This is a genomic window from Sorangium sp. So ce1504, assembly GCF_051521635.1.
GTDB lineage: Bacteria > Myxococcota_A > Polyangia > Polyangiales > Polyangiaceae > Sorangium > Sorangium cellulosum_B.
Genome location: NZ_CP150365.1, coordinates 7,032,209 through 7,048,987 on the forward strand (window position 1 = coordinate 7,032,209; position 16,779 = coordinate 7,048,987).

Consider the following 16,779-nt stretch of genomic DNA (forward strand, 5'->3'; position numbering starts at 1 on the left):
CCTATGCTGCGCTGGCCATGACGGAAAAGGGCGTTCTGGGCGACGAGTTCAGGTTCCACGTGGGCGAGGACGGGGGCGCCGTGGAGCGGGGGCCGCTGCTCCCGCTGCGCGTGCTCGTCGTCGCCGATCTCACCCCGCGCGATCCGCACAACGCCGGCGCGAGCCCGCCCGCGGGCGGGCTCCGCGTCGACGCGAGCCGCTTCGATAACCTCTTCACGATGCTCCGGCCACGGCTCGCGATCGAGGTGCCGAGCGTGCTCGCGGCGGGCCGGGCGGTGCGCGTCGACCTCGCGCCCGCCGGGCTGAAGAGCTTCCGGCCCGACGCGCTGTGCGCCGAGGTGCCGCTGCTGCGCTCGCTGCTCGACGGCCGCCGGGTCCTGGATCGGCTGCGCGACGGCTCGGCCACGCTCGACCAGGCGCGCGCCGAGCTCGATCGGCTCTGGGGCGGCTCCCCGCTGGTGCGCGACATCCTGGGCCTCCTCCCGGAGCGCCGGGACGCCTCGCCCGACCGCTCCGCGCCCGCCGCGGAGCGGCCCGCGGCGCCGGCGCCCGCGCCCGGCTCGGACGTGGACGCGCTGCTCTCGATGGTCGACCTCGGCGGGGGCGAGGGCGCCGAGGCGGCGCCCCCACCCGCGACGCCGGGCAGCCTCGATCAGAAGCCGGCGGAGGCAGGGCGGTTCTCGGAGCTCATCGCGACCGTGGCGGCGAGCGCCCGCCCGCGCGCGGGCCAGCCCGCTCGGCCAGCGGAGGCGATCGCGCAGATCGAGCGCGCGATCGGCGCGCAGCTCGGCGCGATCCTGCAGCACCCCGAGGTGCGGCGCCTCGAGGAGGCGTGGCGCGGGCTGAGCCTGCTCGTGGAGCGCGCGAAGGCGGCGGAGGGCGTCCGGTTCGACGTCGTCAGCGCGCGCCCGGACGAGGCGGCCGGGGCGCTCGCGCGGGTGCTCGCGCAGACGGCGAGCTCCGAGCCGCCGGCGTCGGTCGCCATCGTGGACGTCGCGATCGACGGCAGCGCCGCGTCGCTCGCGCGGCTCGAGGAGATCGCGCGCGTCGCCGAGGCGCACGCGCTCCCCGCCGTCGTGAACGGCGACGCGCGCCTGCTCGGGGTCGACGATCTCGGCGGCGTCGAGCGGCTCGACAACAAGGCCGCGCTGTTCCGGGCGCCGCACCGAGCGCCGTGGCGCTCCGCTGCAGCGCGGCATGGCGCGCGGTGGGTCGCGATCGCGATGAACCGCGTGCTCGGCCGGATGCCGTACGACCGGACGACCTCCCGGATCCGGGAAGCGGCGATCGCCGAGCAGCCCGGCGATGAGGGCGGCCGCGTCTGGATCTCGCCGGCGTACGTCGTCGGCGCGCTGATCGCGGGGAGCTTCCTCGATACGGCGTGGCCCTGCCGCGTCACGGGCGCGAAGGGCGGCGGCACGCTCGGGGACCTTCCGGTGCACGAGGTCAAGGGCGCGTACGAGGGCGACGAGGGCGTCGCGATCCCGACCGAGGCGTTCGTGTCCACGGACACCCAGCGCGAGCTCTCGAAGAGCGGCGTGCTCCTGCTCGCGTCGGCCCCGAACAGCGACGCGGTGTACGTCCTCGCCGCGCCGACGGCCTACGTCCCGCCGGAGAAGCTCACGTACGACAGCCCGACGGCCGAGCCGGACGAGCGCCTCGAGCGCGTCTCGCTCGTCGATCAGCTCTTCGTCGCGCGCGTCGTCCAGTTCCTGCGCGCGCTCTGCTCGAAGCTGCCCCCGGACAGCGATCCGGCGGAGGTCCAGCCGGTCGTCGAGGGTGCCCTCTGGGCGCTGTTCGAGAGCGCGCCGCCCGCCAGCATCGAGCTCACCGTCAAGGCGGGCCGCGGCGAGGGTGGCGCGCAGATCGCGGTCACGGTGCGCCCGCGCCGCTTCCTGGGCGTCGGGCTCGACGAGGTGTCGCTGGAGATGCCGCTCGGCTGAGCCCACGGCCCCGGATTGACGCCGCCCGGCGCGCGGGGGAGGATCACCGGCATGCGGCTCCGCGTCGCGATCCTCCTCGCTGTCCTGAGCACCCTCGTGACCACGTGCCAGCGGCCTGCGGCGCCGCAAGCGCCGACGTCCGACTGCGGCTGCCGCAAGAAGTAGCCCGGCGCCCATCGCGGGACGACGGGTCACGTCGCGCGGTTCCGGGCGCGCGGCATTGCAATGCACGTCGAGCGTCTCTCACGAAGACGCGAGGACCGGATCGTGAGCGGTGCTCTTTCTCACACCCGCCGCGGAGCGGCCACCCGCCAGCGGGCGGCGGCGCCTCGATACGGCCTCTCCGCGCCTGTCGCGCCGGAGGTCCATCTTTGATGGCGACGAAGAGCGCAGGAGTGATGGTCGCTTTCATCTCGACGGAGCGCGTGGAGTTGCGTAGTTGCGCAGCTGCTCAGTCGGGCCTCGGCGGGTCGCGCGCGATGTGCGCAGCGCGCGCAACGCGGGTTGAGCGCCTCATCACGAAGCGAGCATTGCGCCGGCCTTGCAGTCCTCAGGGGCGGCCCGAGGATTGCAATCCAGGCGGCTCCATGAAGCCTTGCACCCAGGAGGACATCCGCTCCAATCGCCCGTTCGCCGGCCGCAGGGCGGTGGTGATCGGTGGGAGCATCGCGGGCCTGGTCGCAGCCCGCGTGCTCGCCGACCATTTCGGCGAGGTGGCCGTCATCGAGCGTGACGCCATCCCGGATGACCTCCGCGAGGCCCGCAAGGGGGTGCCCCAGGCTCGCCAGCTCCACGGGCTGCTCGCCCAGGGAGAGCGGATCCTGAACGACCTGTTCCCCGGCTTCACCGGGGATTTGCTCCAGGACGGAGCCATCGCGTACGACTTCGGGCTCGGCCTGGCGTGGCACCACCACGGCGCCTGGAAGCCGCGCTTCGAGACGGGGGTGCGGACCGTGTGCATGACCCGTCCGCTGCTCGAGGCGCACGTGCGCCGCCGCGCGTTCGCGCTGCCCAGGGTGCGGCGTCTGGACCAGCGCGAGGTGGTGGAGCTCTCGGCGTCTCGCGATCGCTCCCGGATCACGGGCGTCGTGCTCCGGCAACGCGACGAAGGCGGCCGGATCGAGCGGCTGCCGGCGGAGCTCGTGGTGGACGCCAGCGGGCGCGGCTCGCGCGCGCCGGCCTGGCTCGAGGCGCTCGGCTACCGGCGGCCCGACGAGTCGACCATCCAGGTCCGGGTGGGGTACGCCAGCCGGCAGTACCGGCCGCGGGATCCTGCGCAGCTCCCGTGGAAGTCGCTGTACGTCCTCGGCTCGCCGTCCGACAGCCGGCGGTTCGGCTGCATCGCGCCGATCGAGGGCGGGCGCTGGATCGTGGTGCTGGCGGGCCTGTTCGGCGATCACCCGCCCGCCGATCCCGAGGGCTTCCTGGAGTTCGCCCGGGGCCTGCCCAACGACGCGCTCTACCGGGCGCTGCTCGGGGCCGAGCCGGTGACGGACGTCGCCGTCTCCAAGTTCCCGGCGCACCTCCGGCGGCACTACGAGCGGATGGCGCGGATGCCCGAGGGGCTCGCCGTGCTGGGCGACGCGCTCGCCAGCTTCAACCCCGTTTACGGCCAGGGGATGACGTCGGCCTGCCTCCAGGCGCTGGCGCTCGACGCCGCGCTCAAGGAGCACCGCCGCCGCGCGGGGCGCGGCGCGATCGCGGGCCTCACCCGCCGCTACCACGCGGCCGCGGCGAGGGCGGTCGACCTTCCGTGGCGGATGTCCACGGGGGAAGACCTCGCCTACCCCGAGACCAGGGGCCGGCGGCCGTTCCTCCAGCCGATCATGCGCTGGTACACCGGGATGCTGCACCGGGCCGCGCAGGTCGATCGCGAGGTCTACGTGCGCTTCGTGCGCGCGTTGCACATGCTCGACGGGCCGGAGGCGCTCCTGGATCCTCGCTTGATCCTGCGCGTGCTTCGCGCGGGGCGGTCAGGGTCGCTGCCGGAGGTGGCCGCGGCCGGCGCGGCCCACCGAGGGCAGCCCGAATGACGCATGAATAGCTGAGCCCGCCGCCTCGCTCCGGTCGCGTGATGACGGCGACGGCTCCGCGCCGCGCGAGGCCCGTGTCGGCGGGACGAACGCGCCGTGGTGCCGTGTCGACAGGCATCCTCCGGCGGGGGGCCGCCCCGCGCGGCTGCAGAGCGTTGCCTGGCCGTCGTGTTCTGGTAAGACGTGCGCGCCTTTACCCACGACGGATCGGCTCGCGAGGCGGCTCCTCGCGGAGGCAGGACAATGACCGACTCGATGAATGCGCTCCTGGAGCTCGTCGCCCGCGATCGAGAGCACGACTGCGATGGGGTTGGCCACGTGAACGTCTGCGTGCGGGTGGTCGGCGTCGCCGAGCTGCCGACGCGCGCCGGCCACTTCCGCATCGTGGCGTTCTGGAACAACCGAGACGCCAAGGAGCACATCGCGATGGTGCACGGCGACGTCATCGGCGCCTCGAACGTACCGACGCGGCTGCACTCCGAGTGCGTGACAGGCGACGTCATGGGCTCGCTGCGCTGCGACTGCCGCGATCAGCTCCTCGAAGGGTTGAAGAAGATCCAGAGCATGGATCGGGGCATCCTGCTCTATCTGCGCCAGGAGGGCCGAGGGATCGGGCTCATCAACAAGATCCGGGCCTACGCGCTGCAGGACCAGGGGCTCGACACGGTCGAGGCCAACCTGGCGCTCGGTTTCAGGGACGATGAGCGCGACTATGCCGTCGCGGCGCACATGCTGCGCAGCCTGAACGTGAGATCGATCGAGCTCATCACGAACAACCCCAACAAGGTCCAGCAGCTGACGCAATACGGAGTCTCCGTGGCGGGGCGCATCCCGCACGTGATACCGCCGAACGATCACAACCGCTTCTACCTGGAGACCAAGGCGAAGCGGTCGGGGCATTTCATCGACACGTGGGGCAAGCCGCACCTGGTCGAGCAGAGCGATCCGGTCGTGGTCGACGGGATGGCCCCCCCGGAATCCGAGCCGGCGCCCGCGGGCTGAGGTCCCGCGGGCGCGGGGGCCCAGGCTCAGCCGCCGTTGCGGCCGCGAGCCTCCATTGATGCCCGTCCGGCGCTACGGCGGCGCCGCGCGGCGGTGTCGAGATCGTCTCATGGCGCGGCGCCGGTCAGGCGGCGAACCCGGTCCGCGTGGGGGCTCGCCGGGAAATGCGAGAGGAAATCCCCGGCGCGGGCGCGCGCCTGGTCGGCGCGCCCGCTGCGCAGCAGCGCGTCGATCGCGACGATCTCCCGGTCGGCCGCGAGGCGCCCCTCCGGGAACTCGGCCCGGTGCTCGTCGAGCAGGGCGAGCGGCGCCTCTGGCGATCGCGCGAGCACCGCCCTGATCTCCGCGAGCCGCCCGGCCTCCCGGAGCAGCTCGTCGCGCTCCAGCAGCGCGGCCGCCGTCGCGGCGGGCCGAAGCGTGGGCTCGCCCTGAACGGCGTTCCCCTGGGGCAGCTCCCGGCCCACGCCGGGCGCGGACCGAGGCGGCAGCTCGGCGCCGAGCGCCGGCACGGGCGCCCCGAGCGCTTGATCGCTGCAACCTGCGAGGAGGGCGAGGAGCGGGGCGGCGAGGCCTCCCGCGATCCACCGGGTGTGTGACGAATGGTGAACGACATGCATGTCGTCGACTCCTTCATGGGGCCGAGCTGGCGGAACCCCGCCGAGACGGGCCCGCGAAAACGCGCGTGCCCATTGCGGGACCGCAGCTCGCCGTCGCCATGGCCGCCAGCGCGGCACGGCGTATTCGACGTAATGAGCTAGCGCTCCAGCAACGACGGCCCGAGCACCAGCATTCCTAGCTGACAGGCGTATTGTAAAAATGAACTATCGGTTTGTCAACACTGCTTACTTACGCCGTCCGAAAGCAGCGCTGCCGCTTGCCGATGGCCGAAATCGCCCTACTCGGCTCAGAAGGCGCCGGCGACGCCCACGCCCGCGCCGCCGCCCGCCGGCGCGAGCGAGAGGCGAAAACGCCGGGGGCCAGAGCTGGCAACGCCCGGGCGCGGGGCATGAAACAGAGCCGGGATCAGCACGCCGGAGGCGGCGCCGAATACGGCGCCCGTGAGCACATCGGTGAAATAATGGCGATCGCCGGCGATGCGCAGGTAGCCGGAGAGCGCGGCGATCGCCATTCCGTTCGCCCATACCCACGGCGCCGCGCGATAGCCGCGCATCGACGCCACGGTGCCGCTCGCGGCGGCGAGCGAGAAGACGGCCGTGGAATGACCTGAGAAGAACGAGAGTTCGTCGTCGTGCGGGAGCGGACCCGATGTGCCCTCGCCCGCGCGGAGCACGTCCGGGTTGTCATGATGGGCATAGGGCCGCTGGCGGCCGACGATGTACTTGGTGATCTGGTTCATGTTCATCGCCACCACCATCGCTTCGGTGACGATCACGAGATCGGCGGCGATGTTGTCGGAGCGGCCGTCGTACCACGCGGCGAGCGCCGTGAGGCCCAGCGCCGCGGCGGGCGCGACGCCGAGGACCGTCACGTTGCTGACGTCATGAGCGGTGTTCGGGTTGCCTCTCCAGACCAGCGCGTCGCGGATCGACGTGTCGAGGGCGTTGGCCGTGCACCAGCGGCACGATTCGGGGGCGAGGCCCTTCTTCGCGAGCTCGGACGCGATCCATGCGGCGCCGCCGACGACGGTGATGGGCAGATCGATCTCGGGCCGGTACGTGAGCTCGGGGGACGGGTCGGCGGCAGCGGCCGGCGAGGACGAGACGGCGACGAGGAAGGCGGACAGCGCGAGCGCGGCGGTAGCACGCATGAGGGGCGCAAGCGTAGCCGGGGCGGAGGGGCACGGGAATCCGTCGCGGGCGTCAGGCGCGCGACGGCCCCGGCGTGGCGAGGAGCAGCCCGTCGAGCAGGCGCGCGTGGGCGTCGTCGACCAGGTTCCGGAGCGCCGTCGGCCCGGCCTTGGAAAGGGCTCCCGACGCAGCGAGGGTCGCGAGGCCGTGGTGCATCGCCCAGATCGGGACCGCGAGCGCCCACGGATCGCCGGGCGGGAACGCGCCGGCGCGCTGCGCCTCCTCGATGAACCCGAGGAGCACCCCCAGGTTCTGCGAGGTGGCCACCGCGACCCGCGGGTCGTCCACGTCCACCTCGCCGGAGTACATCACGTGGAAGGGCGCGGGGTGCTCCAGCGCGAAGGCGACGTAGGCGAAGCCGGCGGCCAGGAACCGCGCCCGAAGGTCGCCCCCGGCGCCCTCGAGGGCGGCCGAGATCCGCGCGCCGAGCGCCGCGCTCGCCTGGACCGAGAGCTCGGTCATCAAGGCGCGCTTGTCCGCGAAGTGGCGGTAAGGCGCGGCGTGCGAGACGCCGATGCGCCGCGCGACCTCGCGCAGCGTGAAGCTCGCGTTCCCTTGCTCCTCGATCAGCGAGAGCGCCTCCTCCAGCACGGCGCGCCGGAGGTCGCCGTGGTGGTAGGGCCGGTCGACGGGGCGCGGCGCAGGCGCGGGTGAAGGGCGCGGCGCGGGCGCGGGTGAAGGGCGCGACGCGGTTGCGGGTGAGGTGCGCGCGCTCGGACGGCGGCGCCTTGCGGGGGAAGCCACAGCGCAGGCGCACGATACCACGAAGGCCGCGGTCCCACCGAGCCGCGGGGCCCGGGATCGCGGATGCAGGGCCGCGAGCTCAGGAGCTGCAGGCAGCCGCAAAGAAAATGTAGGCAGTGGAAACTTTCTCCATGTTGTCAGTGTCATCATCGGGCGCGCGGGCGGCCGGTGGCCGGCGCGCTGCACATGATCCAGGAAAGGAGCCCCGTATGTCCGAGCCCCGTCGATCCCCCGAGCGCGAACGCCTCCTTGCCGCCGTGGAGCGCGTCCGCGGCGTCGCCACCGCCCACGCCGAGGCGTCCGAGCGGCTGCGCACGCTCGCGCCCGCGGTCGTCGATGCCCTGCAATCGAGCGGCCTGCTCGCGATGGCCGCGCCGCGCGCGCTCGGCGGCGTCGAGAGCGACCCGCTGACGCAGGTCGAGGTCTTCGAGGCGATGGCGCGCGCGGACGCGTCGGCGGGGTGGTCGCTGATGATCAGCGCGCTGCTCGCCGCGCTCGCCGGGGGCACCCTGCCGGACGAGGGGGCCCGCCAGGTGTTCGCCGGGCCGTTCCCGACGTTCGCAGGGCTCCAGATTCCGACCGGCCTCGCGCGGCGCGTCTCCGGGGGGTACGTGCTCGAGGGCCGCTGGGCCTTCGGCAGCGGCGTGCGGCACGCGTCGTGGGTGTTCACCTGCGCCATCGTGGCCCCGGAGGGCGGGGCCCCTCCGGCGGGGCCGCCCGAGATGATCAGCCTCGCTGTCCCGCGCGAGCAGGTGGTGATCGAGGACACGTGGGACGTGGCCGGCCTGCGCGGCACGGGGAGCGACCACTACCGGATCGAGGGCGCGCTCGTGCCCGAGGCGCGGACGTGCCCCTTCCCGGCGGCGCCTCAGCGGCGCGGCGGCGCGCTGGTCTCGCTGCCGTTGCTTGCCCTGCTCGCGGCCGGTCACGTCGGCTTCGCGCTCGGCGTCGGGCGGCGCGCGCTCGACGAGATCGCCGCGGTCGCCCCGCGCCGCGTGAAGGCGTGGCCGCAGCTCGCGCTGGGCAGCCACGCGGCCTTCCACATGGACCTCGGGCGCGCCGAGGCGAAGCTCGCGGCGGCGCGGGCCTATGCGTTCGACGTGCTCGGGCGGATGTGGGACCAGGCGCGCGCTGGAGAGGCGCTCTCGATCGAGGACTGGGCGGCGATCCGGCTCGTCCAGACGTATGTGACCGACGTCGCCGCGGAGGTCACGGGCTTCGCCTATCGGGCCGGCGGCGGGGGCGCGCTCTACGCGGCGAGCCCGCTGCAGCGGTGCTTCCGGGACATCCACGCGGCGACGCAGCACATCGCCGCGACCGACGACGCGTACGAGTTCGCGGGGCGCGCGCGGCTGGGGATCGCCGAGCTGCACCCGATGCTCGCGCCGCGACCGCCCTCGGGCGGTGGGTTAGCTCGACAGGGCGGCTGAGCGACGCGCTCTCAGCCAGCCTCCGGCCACGCCGGTTGATCGCCGAGGATGCGCGGCTTGTGGCGCTCCAGATAAGCGCGACACCAGGCGTCCGGCGCGTCGCGCCGGCTGACCCGGCGGATCGCCGTGTAGAGCACGAGCTCGCGCAGCTTCATGAACCGATCCATCTCCGCCAGCCACCGCGCGGAGAGCGCGTTCTCCCGGGCGTAGCCGTCCAGGAACCTGTCGCGGAACATCCGGAGGAGCTCGGGCGGCCGCCCGGGGCCGAGCGGGTCGATCGCGACATAGAAGAGGACGATCCCGAGATCGCTCGCGAACCACTCGTAGGCGCAGTCGTCGAAATCGATCAGCGTCAGCGCGCCGCCGTCCTTGAGCACGTTCCCGAAGTGGGCGTCGGTGTGCACCAGGCCGAAGGCGTCGCGGTCCGTCGGCAAGGCCCGGAGCTCCGCGATGAGCCGCTCCAGCCGACCGCCGATCGGGTCGCGCTCGTCCTCCGGCAAGAGCTCCCGCGCGCTGGTGAAGTCGCCGTCCTCATGCCACGCATGACGCCGCCTCGCCGACGGCGGAACATACACCTTGGTCGCGGCGTGCAGTCGCCCCAGGAGCAGCCCCCAGGCGGTCGCCACGTCCGGCGTCAGATCGTCGGCAGAGAGCGGAGCGCCTGGCGCCTTCGCGTACGCGCGTACGCAGACGGCCTGGCCGGGCCCGCCGAGCAACGCTGCGTAGCTGCCGTCAGCGGCCCGGATCGCCGGGGCGGCGCGGACGCCATTGGCTGTCAGGTACTCCAGCCATTCACACTCCGCCTCGACCGCGTCCAGGGACCTGCGCCCGGGATCCCCGAGCTTCAGGACGAAGGCACCGTCGCCCCGCCGTGCTTCGAAGACGTGGCTCTCGAAGCCGCCGATGTGCCGGCAGGTCGCCGGATCGAGCCCGTAGAGCGCAAGAGCGCGATCGAGGAGGGCGGGATCTACGGGAGTCGTATCGTCCGCTCCAGAGGGCAGCCCTGCGGTCAGGGCTGGCTGCCTTCCGGCGGGCACGCGACCCTCTGGGGCGGCGGTGGGTTGCACATGACGACCACGGGAGGGCCTCCGTCGCGAGAGGGCTGAGGCGGCGGGCAGGTGTTCGGGAAAAACTGCCTGCACGTGCCGTCCGGACCCCGGACCACCTTTCCCCCCTGCGCGGGCTGCGGAAGCGGTCGCTCCTCGCCCTGCGCCGCCGTGGCCCCTGCGCCGTGGGATGCACCGGACGCGGCCGGCGCCGACGTCGTCCCGGCGTCCCGCGACGTCTCCGGTGCCGCCGCGTCCTGCGTCTCGGTCGTCCCGGCGTCGCTGGACGCGGCCGCATCCCCCACGCCAGACGAATACGTCAGCGGGGAATCCAGGCGCGGCGGGTTGGCGATCAGCTCCGGCGGATCGGGCGGCGGCTGGGCTGTGCCACAAGCCGTCGCGCCGCCGGCCACCGTGATGACGAACGAGGACGCGAGCACGCGGCGGCGCCGGCGTGACGGGAGCTTCATGGCGACCATCATAGACCGATGGCCCAATCCACGTCACCCGAACGGCGATCGCTGCGGCGCGCTCCGCGCGCGACGTGGCGCAGCGCCGCCGAGCGCGGCGAGGTCGTCAACCTCGTCCACCTCGATCGCCGCGGCCAGGCGCTTCGCTCATGACTTCATCTTCATCGCGTGCGGGCGCGCCTGCAAGCGATCCACGTAGGCCTCCAGCCTGGGCCGCCCCGTCGCATTTCCCCACAGGCGCGCCCACATGAACATCGAGCTGATCATCACATCGGCCGCGGTGAACCAGTCGCCGAACAGATAAGGCCCGTCCCCGACCTCGCCTTCGATCACGTCCATGACCGTGGCCCTCGATGCCGAGCGTGGTAAAGAACAGGAACCGTCGATGAGGACGTCGATCATGCTTCAGGCGGACGGCGTGCCGTGCGCCTGAGCTGCACGGACAGGAGCCGCGGCGGGTCGCTCCTGGCGGCCTCCGCGTCGCGCCACTCGCCCAGGTGAACGAGCTCGAACCCGGCCCCGAGGCCGCCGTTCACGTACTGTGACACGTCATGCAGGAACGCGGTCACACGCTCCGGCTGGCCGGTCTCCGGGTTGACGAAATTGGCCTGCCCCCCGCGCATCTGTCGCACGGGGTGCAGCTCGCACAGGAAGAGCTCTCCTCCCGCGCGCAAGACGCGGGCAGCCTCGGCGAAGACCGCGTCGATGTGCTCGATGTGCTCGAGCACGAGCATGGCAATCACGACGTCCGACGAGCCCTCCGCGAGAGGCCAGGAATCGCGGATGTCGTGCTGTACGAACCGGACGCGGGGAGAAGACACGCGGGCCCTCGCGCGACGCAACATCCCCTCGGAGAAATCCAGCGCGAGGACGCTTTTCGCGTGCTCGTCGAGCCACTGCGTGTTGCGCCCGGTGCCGCAGCCGATCTCGAGCACGTCCCGGCCAGCCAGCGCCAGGCCGCGCTGCCGGAGGACCTCGGCCGCCAGCTCGCGGGTCCGGTTGAAATCGTCATCGTACGTCGCGGCCCAGCGATCGTAGGCCGTGGCGATCTCGGGCTTGTCTGGAGAGCTGGACATGAGCTCGCTCGGCATCGCTACAAGCTGAGCTCGCTCAGCCCCGGATGCTCGTCGGGTCGCCGCCCGAGCGGCCAGTGGAGCTTCCGCTCCTCCGCCGCGATCCGCACGTCATTGATGCTCGCCTCGCGCCGCCGCATCAGCCCCTGCGCATCGAACTCCCACTGCTCGTTGCCATGGGACCGGTACCAGTTGCCGCTGTCGTCGTGCCATTCATAGGCGAAGCGCACCGCGATCCGGTCCCCGGTGAACGCCCAGACCTCCTTGATCAGGCGGTAGTCCAGCTCCCGCTGCCATTTGCGGTGCAGAAACGCCTCGATCGCCGCGCGCCCCTGGAAGAACTCCGCCCGGTTCCGCCAGCGGCTATCGACCGTGTAGGCCTGAGCCACGCGCGCGGGATCCCGACTGTTCCAGGCGTCCTCCGCCAGCCGCGCTTTCCGGGCGGCGGTCTCTGTAGTGAAGGGCGGCAGCGGCGGGCGCGACACGACAGGATCTTCGCTCAAGGTGCACCTGAACGAACCTTCCTCGAATCTCCCATCCCCGGCAACCCCTTTTCACGCGAAGCTCCCCAGGGCCGTACCGCGGACCGGCCGCTCCCGTCCTGCCATCGGCGCGCGTCCGTCGCTCGAGCGCGCCGCCCCGCGGGACCGCCCTGCCCGCTCCGGTGCAGGCGCCGTGGGAGCGGGTCACGACGCTTGGCGCTCGCGCCGGCGGCGGGAGCTCGTTAGAGTCGCTCCGCGCTCCGAGGAGCCTGTGTGCTCGAGAGGGATCCGATGACCATTCCGTTGACGTGCGTCTTCATCTCACTTCTCTTGATCTACGTGGCCCGCCTGTTCGTCGCCAGGGCGCAGTCACAGCAGCCCGAGGGCCTGGACAACCGCAACCCGCGCGACCAGCAGGCCAAGCTAACCGGCGTCGGGCGCCGCGCCCTCGCCGCCCACCAGAACGCCTTCGAGGGGTTTGCGCCCTTCGCCGCCGCCGTCTTCACGGCCCACCTCGCGGGCGCCGACGCTCGCTGGAGCGCCATCCTCGCCGTCACCCACGTCGCCGCGCGCGTTCTCTATCTGGTCATGTACATCGGCGACAAGGCCTCTGCCCGGACCGCTGTCTGGATCATCGGCTTCGCCGCCACCGTGGGCCTCTTCCTCCTGGAGTGGCTGGTCTGAACGCCGCAGCGCCGGCGCGGCGGGGGCGCCGTGGCAGGCTCAGCGCGGCAGGGGCATCCACGCGCCGTCCGTCGGGACGTGGACCTGCGCGGGCAGGTTCTTCGAGGCGGCGCGCTGGGTGAACGCCGTCACGGGCTCGCGGTAATGGGCGAACGTTGTGTGGTGGATGGGGATCACGTGGCGGGCGCGGAGCAGCGCGGCGGCGGCGACCGCCTCCTCCGCGTCCATCGTGCGGAGGCCGCGCGCGCCGTCGACGCCGACCGCGCCGAGGTGCGGGAGCCAGAGATCGATGGGCGCGAAGCGGGCCGCCACCGCGCGCATCGGCTCGGTGAAGACCGAATCGCCGGTCCAGTAGACCGAATAGGGCGCCGCGCCCTCCCAGCGGAGCACATAGCCGTTGCCCTTGCCGAGCGTCGCGTCGAGCGCCGCATCGTGGGAGTGGTTCGCCGGGACGGCGAGGATCCTCAGGCGGCCGGCGCGGGTCGGGAGCACGGCCTCGTTGTCCCAATCGAGCGGCGTCAGCTTCGTGAATCCGGCGGCGCGCGCCGCGCCGACCGCGTCGGGAGGGAGGACGAAGGTGACGTCCTTCGGGAGCGTCTCCCTCGCGACGGCGTCGAAATGGTCAGCATGGTTGTGGCTGAGGAGGATGACGTCGAGGTGCCCGAGCGGCTCCGCCGGAGGATCGGTGTAGCGGGCGACCGGCGCGTTCTCGACGCCGGTCGACGGGTGCTTGGGGAGCACGAACGCCGCTGGGCCGCGCGGGCCAAGGACGGGATCGGTGAGCAGCCGGAGGCCGTCGCGCTCGAGGATCGCCGTCGGGCCGCCGCGCCACTGGAGGCGCCCGCTCGAGGCCTCGGCCGCGGCGGCTTCGCCGGCCGGCGGCGCGGTCGCGGCGGCCGCGCCGGCCGGCGGCGCGCTGGCTCCGCCGCGGTCCGGCGAAGCACAGGCCGTCAGGGAGAGCGCGAGCAGCGCGGCGACCACCGAGCCCACGGGCGCCCGCGGCCTGCGCGGGCGACCCATCGAGGGCGCGCCTGCGCCGGGCTCGGCCCCGGCGGGCTGCGGGAGCTGCTCGGCACGTCCATTCCACCTGCTCGGGACACCCGTGATGCGGTTCATCGTCGTCGCCTTCCTGGCCGCGCTGTTGCAATGAGGTTCTCGGCGAGGGACCGCGCGCGCGCGGCGGCGCCCGGTCCCCCTTCGCGGACGGCGGTCACGATCGCGCCGTCGATCAGCAGCAGGATCTGCGGCGCCAGCGCGCTGGCCGAAGGCACGCCGGCCTCGCGCAAGAGCCGCTCGAAATAGTCGATGAGCCGCTGCTTGTGGCGCTGCGCGGCCTCGTGCGCTGGGTGGCTCCGGCTCGCGACCTCGACCATCGTGTTGAGGAACGCGCAGCCGCGAAAGTCGTCCGCGGCGAACAGCTCGGCGAGCGCGTCGAAGACCGCGAGCGGCCGGTCCCGCGGATCGTCCGCGACCGCCTCGACGCGCCCGGCCAGCCACTCGCGAAAGCGCGCGTCGCGCGCGTCCAGCACCGCCACGAGCAGGTCGTCCTTCGTCGGGAAGTGGCGGTAGAAGGTGGCCTTGGCGACGTCCGCCTCGGCGATCAAACGATCGACGCCGACGGCGCGATACCCCTCGGCGTAGAAGAGGCGCTCCGCGACCTCGAGGATGTGGCGCCTGGCGTCCCGCACGACGCTGTTCTAGACAGACAGGTCTGTCTTGTCAAGCGCGCGGAGAGGCGCCTGCGGACCGCCGCCCGCAGGCTCTCCGATCGGAACGCCGCGCCGGAGCGGCCCGTCAGGGGACGTTCATCTCGAACGCCACGCTGTAGTTCGGCTGGGCCTTGCCCGTCGTCGAGCCGACGAACGGATCGGAGTCGCGCAGCTGACCCCAGCGGATCGTGCCGCCCGTCATCGACGTCCCGTCGGTCGTCATCGCATAGCCGACCATCACGCCGGACGCGGGGAGGTTCCGCGCGGTGATCTGCACCGAATCGCCGGAGATCTCCACGCCGCTGATCGGAATCCGGGAGTTGCCGCTCCAGAGCTCGAAGCCGCGGCCCTGCGCCCACTCCGTGAACGCGGTCTGGTGGGGAGACGGCAGCGCGCTGTCCCAGGCGAGCGGCGGCACAGGGACATGGAAATGCACGGTGACGACGTCGCCGCTGCGCTCGACGCGCGTCGGCTGGAGCGGCTGCCAGTCCTTCCCGAGGACGACCTTCTCGAAGTAGATCTGGCCGAATTTCTCGCCGAGCTGCTGGTAGCCGTTCGCGTTCAGGTGGATGTGATCGTTGGCATACGGATACTGGTACTTCGGACCCGAGCAGACGATATCGCCCGGGTGATCGACGCCCACGCGCCACTGCGCCTGCGTCGACGTCGACCGCGTGCCGGCGTCGGTGTGCACCGAGTTCTGCTGGGACACGAGCAGGGGGATGCTCCGCGACTGGCCGGTGATCCGGAGGAGATCCTGGTTGTAGTCGGACCACAGCTTTACCAGTTCATCCTCGTAGGTCGCGCTGCCGGCGTCGGACTCGCCGTGCGTGATCACGATGGCGCCGACGCCGTATGTCTTGCCGGCCTCCCTGGCGAGGCGCGCGATGGCCTCCGCCTCGAACAGCGTCGCCGCGTAGGCGCGGCCCATCGACGTGTCGCCCGTGGCCGTCTGGGTGGCGCCCTTCCGGAGGACGCTCATGGGCTGCCCGCTCTCGCCGACGACGGTGTGCACCGTGACGTGGTCGCCGCCGGCGGATGCCTCCGCGAGGGACGAGATCTGGTCGGCCATGGCCGTGTGCGGCGTCTCGCCATAGATGTTCTTCGGGTAAGCGCTGGGGTAGGTCGTCGCGAACCCGCGGATCGGCTCGACGAGCGGCACCAGGGAGAGGGCCGTGCTCGCCGCATCGAAGGGGGGCACGCTCGCGTTCCCGAGGGACAGCTTGAGGTTGTGAAAGCGCTGCGTCGTGGTGCGGGGCGGCGTGCCCTCCGCGCCGACCGAGAGGCTCTGTCCCGTGCCGACGATGCCGCTCCAGTCCCAGAGCGGCGCCGGCGGCGCGCCGCCGCCCCCTTCGCCAGCGCCGCCAGCGCCTGCCGCGCCGCCGCCCCCTTCGCCGGCGCCGCCGGTGCCCGCCGCGCCGCCGGTGCCGCTCGCGCTGCCCGTCGCGCCCTGACCGCCGGCGCCGCCGGAGCCGCTCGCGCTGCTCGTCGCGCCCTGACCGCCGGCGCCGTGACCGCCGGCGCCAGAGGACGTCCCGTCCGACGAGTCGCATCCGAACGCCGCGAGGAGGAGAGCGAGAGTGCCTGACGAACCGAGGCTCAAGAACGAAGATTGTCGCATGTTGGCTCCTTGCCGCTGCACGAGCGGGCCGGGTGATCGCGCGGCCCGGAGCGTCGATCGTCAGGCCGCGTGGTGGAAACCACGACCGGCCATAGCACGGAGGCGCAGAAAAACTGAACCGATTCAGTTAATGGAGACCTCAACCTCGGTCGGAGGCTCCGCCGGGGGCGTCAACCTCGGGGCGTCAACCTCGGTGGCACGTCCTTGACGTCGACTCCGGTTATTGGCTCGAGCTCGAGGGCGCCGTGCCGAACGGGCTCCGGAAGGAGGTGCTCGCGAAGCTGTCGGAGCTCGAGCAGCGGACCCACTCGATCTCCTCGCTCGGCGGCCACCTGAAAGTGCTCGCGTCTCACGCCGGGAGCAGCGATCCTCGCGAGCGCCGCTTCGTGGCCAAGCATTATCGAACCACCACGAAGCACCTCTCGAACGACAATCACCTCACGTTCATGAAAAACATCCAGCCTGCGCTCGAGGCGTGGCTGAAAGAGGGGGATGGCGCCGTCTTCGAGACGGCGGTGGGAATCCGCCGCGAGCAATCCGTGCCAGGTCATTACGGCCTGGGGCGCCTGCCGGCGAGGTCCCTCTGGCCGCTCTTCTACGCATGAGGATCGACGAAGCCAAGCCCAGCGCGGCCGCGCCAACTGCGATCCAGCGTCGTCTTCCATCACCAACGGCGATGTACGAACTCACCGCAGGTCTTCCTCGATGTGATCCGCGGCTTCCTCCGGCGTTGA

At 72.4% G+C, this 16,779-nt stretch carries 17 protein-coding genes; 6 read left to right on the forward strand and 11 right to left on the reverse strand.

From position 1 onward, the window contains the following. Positions 1 to 17: 17 nt before the first annotated feature. The 3 genes from WMF39_RS26415 (at position 18) to ribA (ending at position 4,978) form a co-directional block, all read left to right on the forward strand. Positions 18 to 1,943: a type VI secretion system contractile sheath domain-containing protein gene (locus WMF39_RS26415; protein WP_437739251.1), complete on the forward strand. Its 1,926-nt coding sequence runs from the start codon at positions 18 to 20 to the stop codon at positions 1,941 to 1,943. A 587-nt stretch (positions 1,944 to 2,530) separates the two neighbouring features. Then, positions 2,531 to 3,976 carry an NAD(P)/FAD-dependent oxidoreductase gene (locus tag WMF39_RS26420; RefSeq protein WP_437739252.1) on the forward strand — a complete coding sequence of 482 codons (1,446 nt, stop codon included), beginning with the start codon at positions 2,531 to 2,533 and terminating at the stop codon, positions 3,974 to 3,976. Between the two features lie 243 nt (positions 3,977 to 4,219). Further along, positions 4,220 to 4,978 carry a GTP cyclohydrolase II gene (gene ribA, locus WMF39_RS26425; RefSeq protein WP_437739253.1) on the forward strand — a complete coding sequence of 253 codons (759 nt, stop codon included), beginning with the start codon at positions 4,220 to 4,222 and terminating at the stop codon, positions 4,976 to 4,978. A gap of 107 nt (positions 4,979 to 5,085) precedes the next feature. Here the strand turns inward: ribA and WMF39_RS26430 are convergent, their stop codons facing one another. The 3 genes from WMF39_RS26430 to WMF39_RS26440 all read right to left on the reverse strand — a co-directional run bounded on the left by WMF39_RS26430 (position 5,086) and on the right by WMF39_RS26440 (position 7,377). Further along, on the reverse strand, positions 5,086 to 5,595 hold the full coding sequence (locus WMF39_RS26430; protein ID WP_437739254.1) for a hypothetical protein: 510 nt from the start codon (positions 5,593 to 5,595) through the stop codon (positions 5,086 to 5,088). A 287-nt stretch (positions 5,596 to 5,882) separates the two neighbouring features. Then, a complete protein-coding gene (locus tag WMF39_RS26435; protein ID WP_437739255.1) occupies positions 5,883 to 6,746 on the reverse strand; it encodes a phosphatase PAP2 family protein in 864 nt (287 codons plus the stop codon). A gap of 52 nt (positions 6,747 to 6,798) precedes the next feature. Beyond that, a complete protein-coding gene (locus WMF39_RS26440; protein WP_437739256.1) occupies positions 6,799 to 7,377 on the reverse strand; it encodes a TetR/AcrR family transcriptional regulator in 579 nt (192 codons plus the stop codon). Between the two features lie 362 nt (positions 7,378 to 7,739). On the opposite strand from WMF39_RS26440, the gene WMF39_RS26445 reads away from it, so the two are divergent. After that, positions 7,740 to 8,960, forward strand: a complete 1,221-nt coding sequence (locus tag WMF39_RS26445; RefSeq protein WP_437739257.1) for an acyl-CoA dehydrogenase family protein — start codon at positions 7,740 to 7,742, stop codon at positions 8,958 to 8,960. Between the two features lie 11 nt (positions 8,961 to 8,971). On the opposite strand, the gene WMF39_RS26450 is transcribed toward WMF39_RS26445, so the two are convergent. The 5 genes from WMF39_RS26450 to WMF39_RS26470 form a co-directional block, all read right to left on the reverse strand. Next, the gene (locus WMF39_RS26450) at positions 8,972 to 9,997 is read right to left on the reverse strand and encodes a phosphotransferase enzyme family protein (RefSeq protein ID WP_437739258.1); all 1,026 of its coding nucleotides are present in this window, start codon (positions 9,995 to 9,997) and stop codon (positions 8,972 to 8,974) included. After that, positions 9,970 to 10,476: a hypothetical protein gene (locus tag WMF39_RS26455; RefSeq protein ID WP_437739259.1), complete on the reverse strand. Its 507-nt coding sequence runs from the start codon at positions 10,474 to 10,476 to the stop codon at positions 9,970 to 9,972. The genes WMF39_RS26450 and WMF39_RS26455 overlap by 28 nt, the downstream gene beginning before the upstream one ends. Before the next feature lie 147 nt (positions 10,477 to 10,623). Further along, positions 10,624 to 10,878 (reverse strand): glutathione S-transferase family protein, encoded by a 255-nt coding sequence (locus WMF39_RS26460; protein WP_437739260.1) that lies wholly within the window; start codon positions 10,876 to 10,878, stop codon positions 10,624 to 10,626. Beyond that, complete coding sequence (locus tag WMF39_RS26465; RefSeq protein ID WP_437739261.1) at positions 10,875 to 11,552, reverse strand: class I SAM-dependent methyltransferase; 678 nt, start codon at positions 11,550 to 11,552, stop codon at positions 10,875 to 10,877. Before WMF39_RS26465 ends, WMF39_RS26460 begins: the two co-directional genes overlap by 4 nt. 17 nt (positions 11,553 to 11,569) lie before the next feature. Next, entirely contained in the window at positions 11,570 to 12,034 is a 465-nt protein-coding gene (locus WMF39_RS26470; RefSeq protein ID WP_437739262.1) for a DUF1348 family protein, read from the reverse strand. Positions 12,035 to 12,322: 288 nt separating this feature from the next. Here WMF39_RS26470 and WMF39_RS26475 point away from each other — a divergent pair, with 288 nt between their 5' ends. Continuing rightward, positions 12,323 to 12,715: an MAPEG family protein gene (locus WMF39_RS26475; RefSeq protein ID WP_437739263.1), complete on the forward strand. Its 393-nt coding sequence runs from the start codon at positions 12,323 to 12,325 to the stop codon at positions 12,713 to 12,715. A 39-nt stretch (positions 12,716 to 12,754) separates the two neighbouring features. Here the strand turns inward: WMF39_RS26475 and WMF39_RS26480 are convergent, their stop codons facing one another. From WMF39_RS26480 to WMF39_RS26490, 3 genes are all read right to left on the reverse strand, one after another. Continuing rightward, the gene (locus WMF39_RS26480; RefSeq protein WP_437739264.1) at positions 12,755 to 13,831 is read right to left on the reverse strand and encodes an MBL fold metallo-hydrolase; all 1,077 of its coding nucleotides are present in this window, start codon (positions 13,829 to 13,831) and stop codon (positions 12,755 to 12,757) included. Next, on the reverse strand, positions 13,828 to 14,403 hold the full coding sequence (locus WMF39_RS26485) for a TetR/AcrR family transcriptional regulator (RefSeq protein ID WP_437739265.1): 576 nt from the start codon (positions 14,401 to 14,403) through the stop codon (positions 13,828 to 13,830). Before WMF39_RS26485 ends, WMF39_RS26480 begins: the two co-directional genes overlap by 4 nt. A gap of 106 nt (positions 14,404 to 14,509) precedes the next feature. Further along, a complete protein-coding gene (locus tag WMF39_RS26490) occupies positions 14,510 to 16,045 on the reverse strand; it encodes a sialate O-acetylesterase (RefSeq protein WP_437739266.1) in 1,536 nt (511 codons plus the stop codon). A gap of 245 nt (positions 16,046 to 16,290) precedes the next feature. Here WMF39_RS26490 and WMF39_RS26495 point away from each other — a divergent pair, with 245 nt between their 5' ends. After that, entirely contained in the window at positions 16,291 to 16,650 is a 360-nt protein-coding gene (locus WMF39_RS26495) for a hypothetical protein (protein WP_437739267.1), read from the forward strand. Positions 16,651 to 16,779 lie beyond the last annotated feature (129 nt).

Coding starts and splice junctions, on each gene's coding strand:
- WMF39_RS26430 (WP_437739254.1), bottom strand. CDS start 5,595: ATGCATGTCGTTCACCATTCGTCACACACCCGGTGGATCGCGGGAGGC.
- WMF39_RS26490 (WP_437739266.1), bottom strand. CDS start 16,045: ATGCGACAATCTTCGTTCTTGAGCCTCGGTTCGTCAGGCACTCTCGCT.
- WMF39_RS26460 (WP_437739260.1), bottom strand. CDS start 10,878: ATGATCGACGTCCTCATCGACGGTTCCTGTTCTTTACCACGCTCGGCA.
- WMF39_RS26445 (WP_437739257.1), top strand. CDS start 7,740: ATGTCCGAGCCCCGTCGATCCCCCGAGCGCGAACGCCTCCTTGCCGCC.
- WMF39_RS26420 (WP_437739252.1), top strand. CDS start 2,531: ATGAAGCCTTGCACCCAGGAGGACATCCGCTCCAATCGCCCGTTCGCC.
- WMF39_RS26435 (WP_437739255.1), bottom strand. CDS start 6,746: ATGCGTGCTACCGCCGCGCTCGCGCTGTCCGCCTTCCTCGTCGCCGTC.
- WMF39_RS26475 (WP_437739263.1), top strand. CDS start 12,323: ATGACCATTCCGTTGACGTGCGTCTTCATCTCACTTCTCTTGATCTAC.
- WMF39_RS26465 (WP_437739261.1), bottom strand. CDS start 11,552: ATGTCCAGCTCTCCAGACAAGCCCGAGATCGCCACGGCCTACGATCGC.
- WMF39_RS26415 (WP_437739251.1), top strand. CDS start 18: ATGACGGAAAAGGGCGTTCTGGGCGACGAGTTCAGGTTCCACGTGGGC.
- WMF39_RS26480 (WP_437739264.1), bottom strand. CDS start 13,831: ATGAACCGCATCACGGGTGTCCCGAGCAGGTGGAATGGACGTGCCGAG.
- ribA (WP_437739253.1), top strand. CDS start 4,220: ATGACCGACTCGATGAATGCGCTCCTGGAGCTCGTCGCCCGCGATCGA.
- WMF39_RS26455 (WP_437739259.1), bottom strand. CDS start 10,476: ATGAAGCTCCCGTCACGCCGGCGCCGCCGCGTGCTCGCGTCCTCGTTC.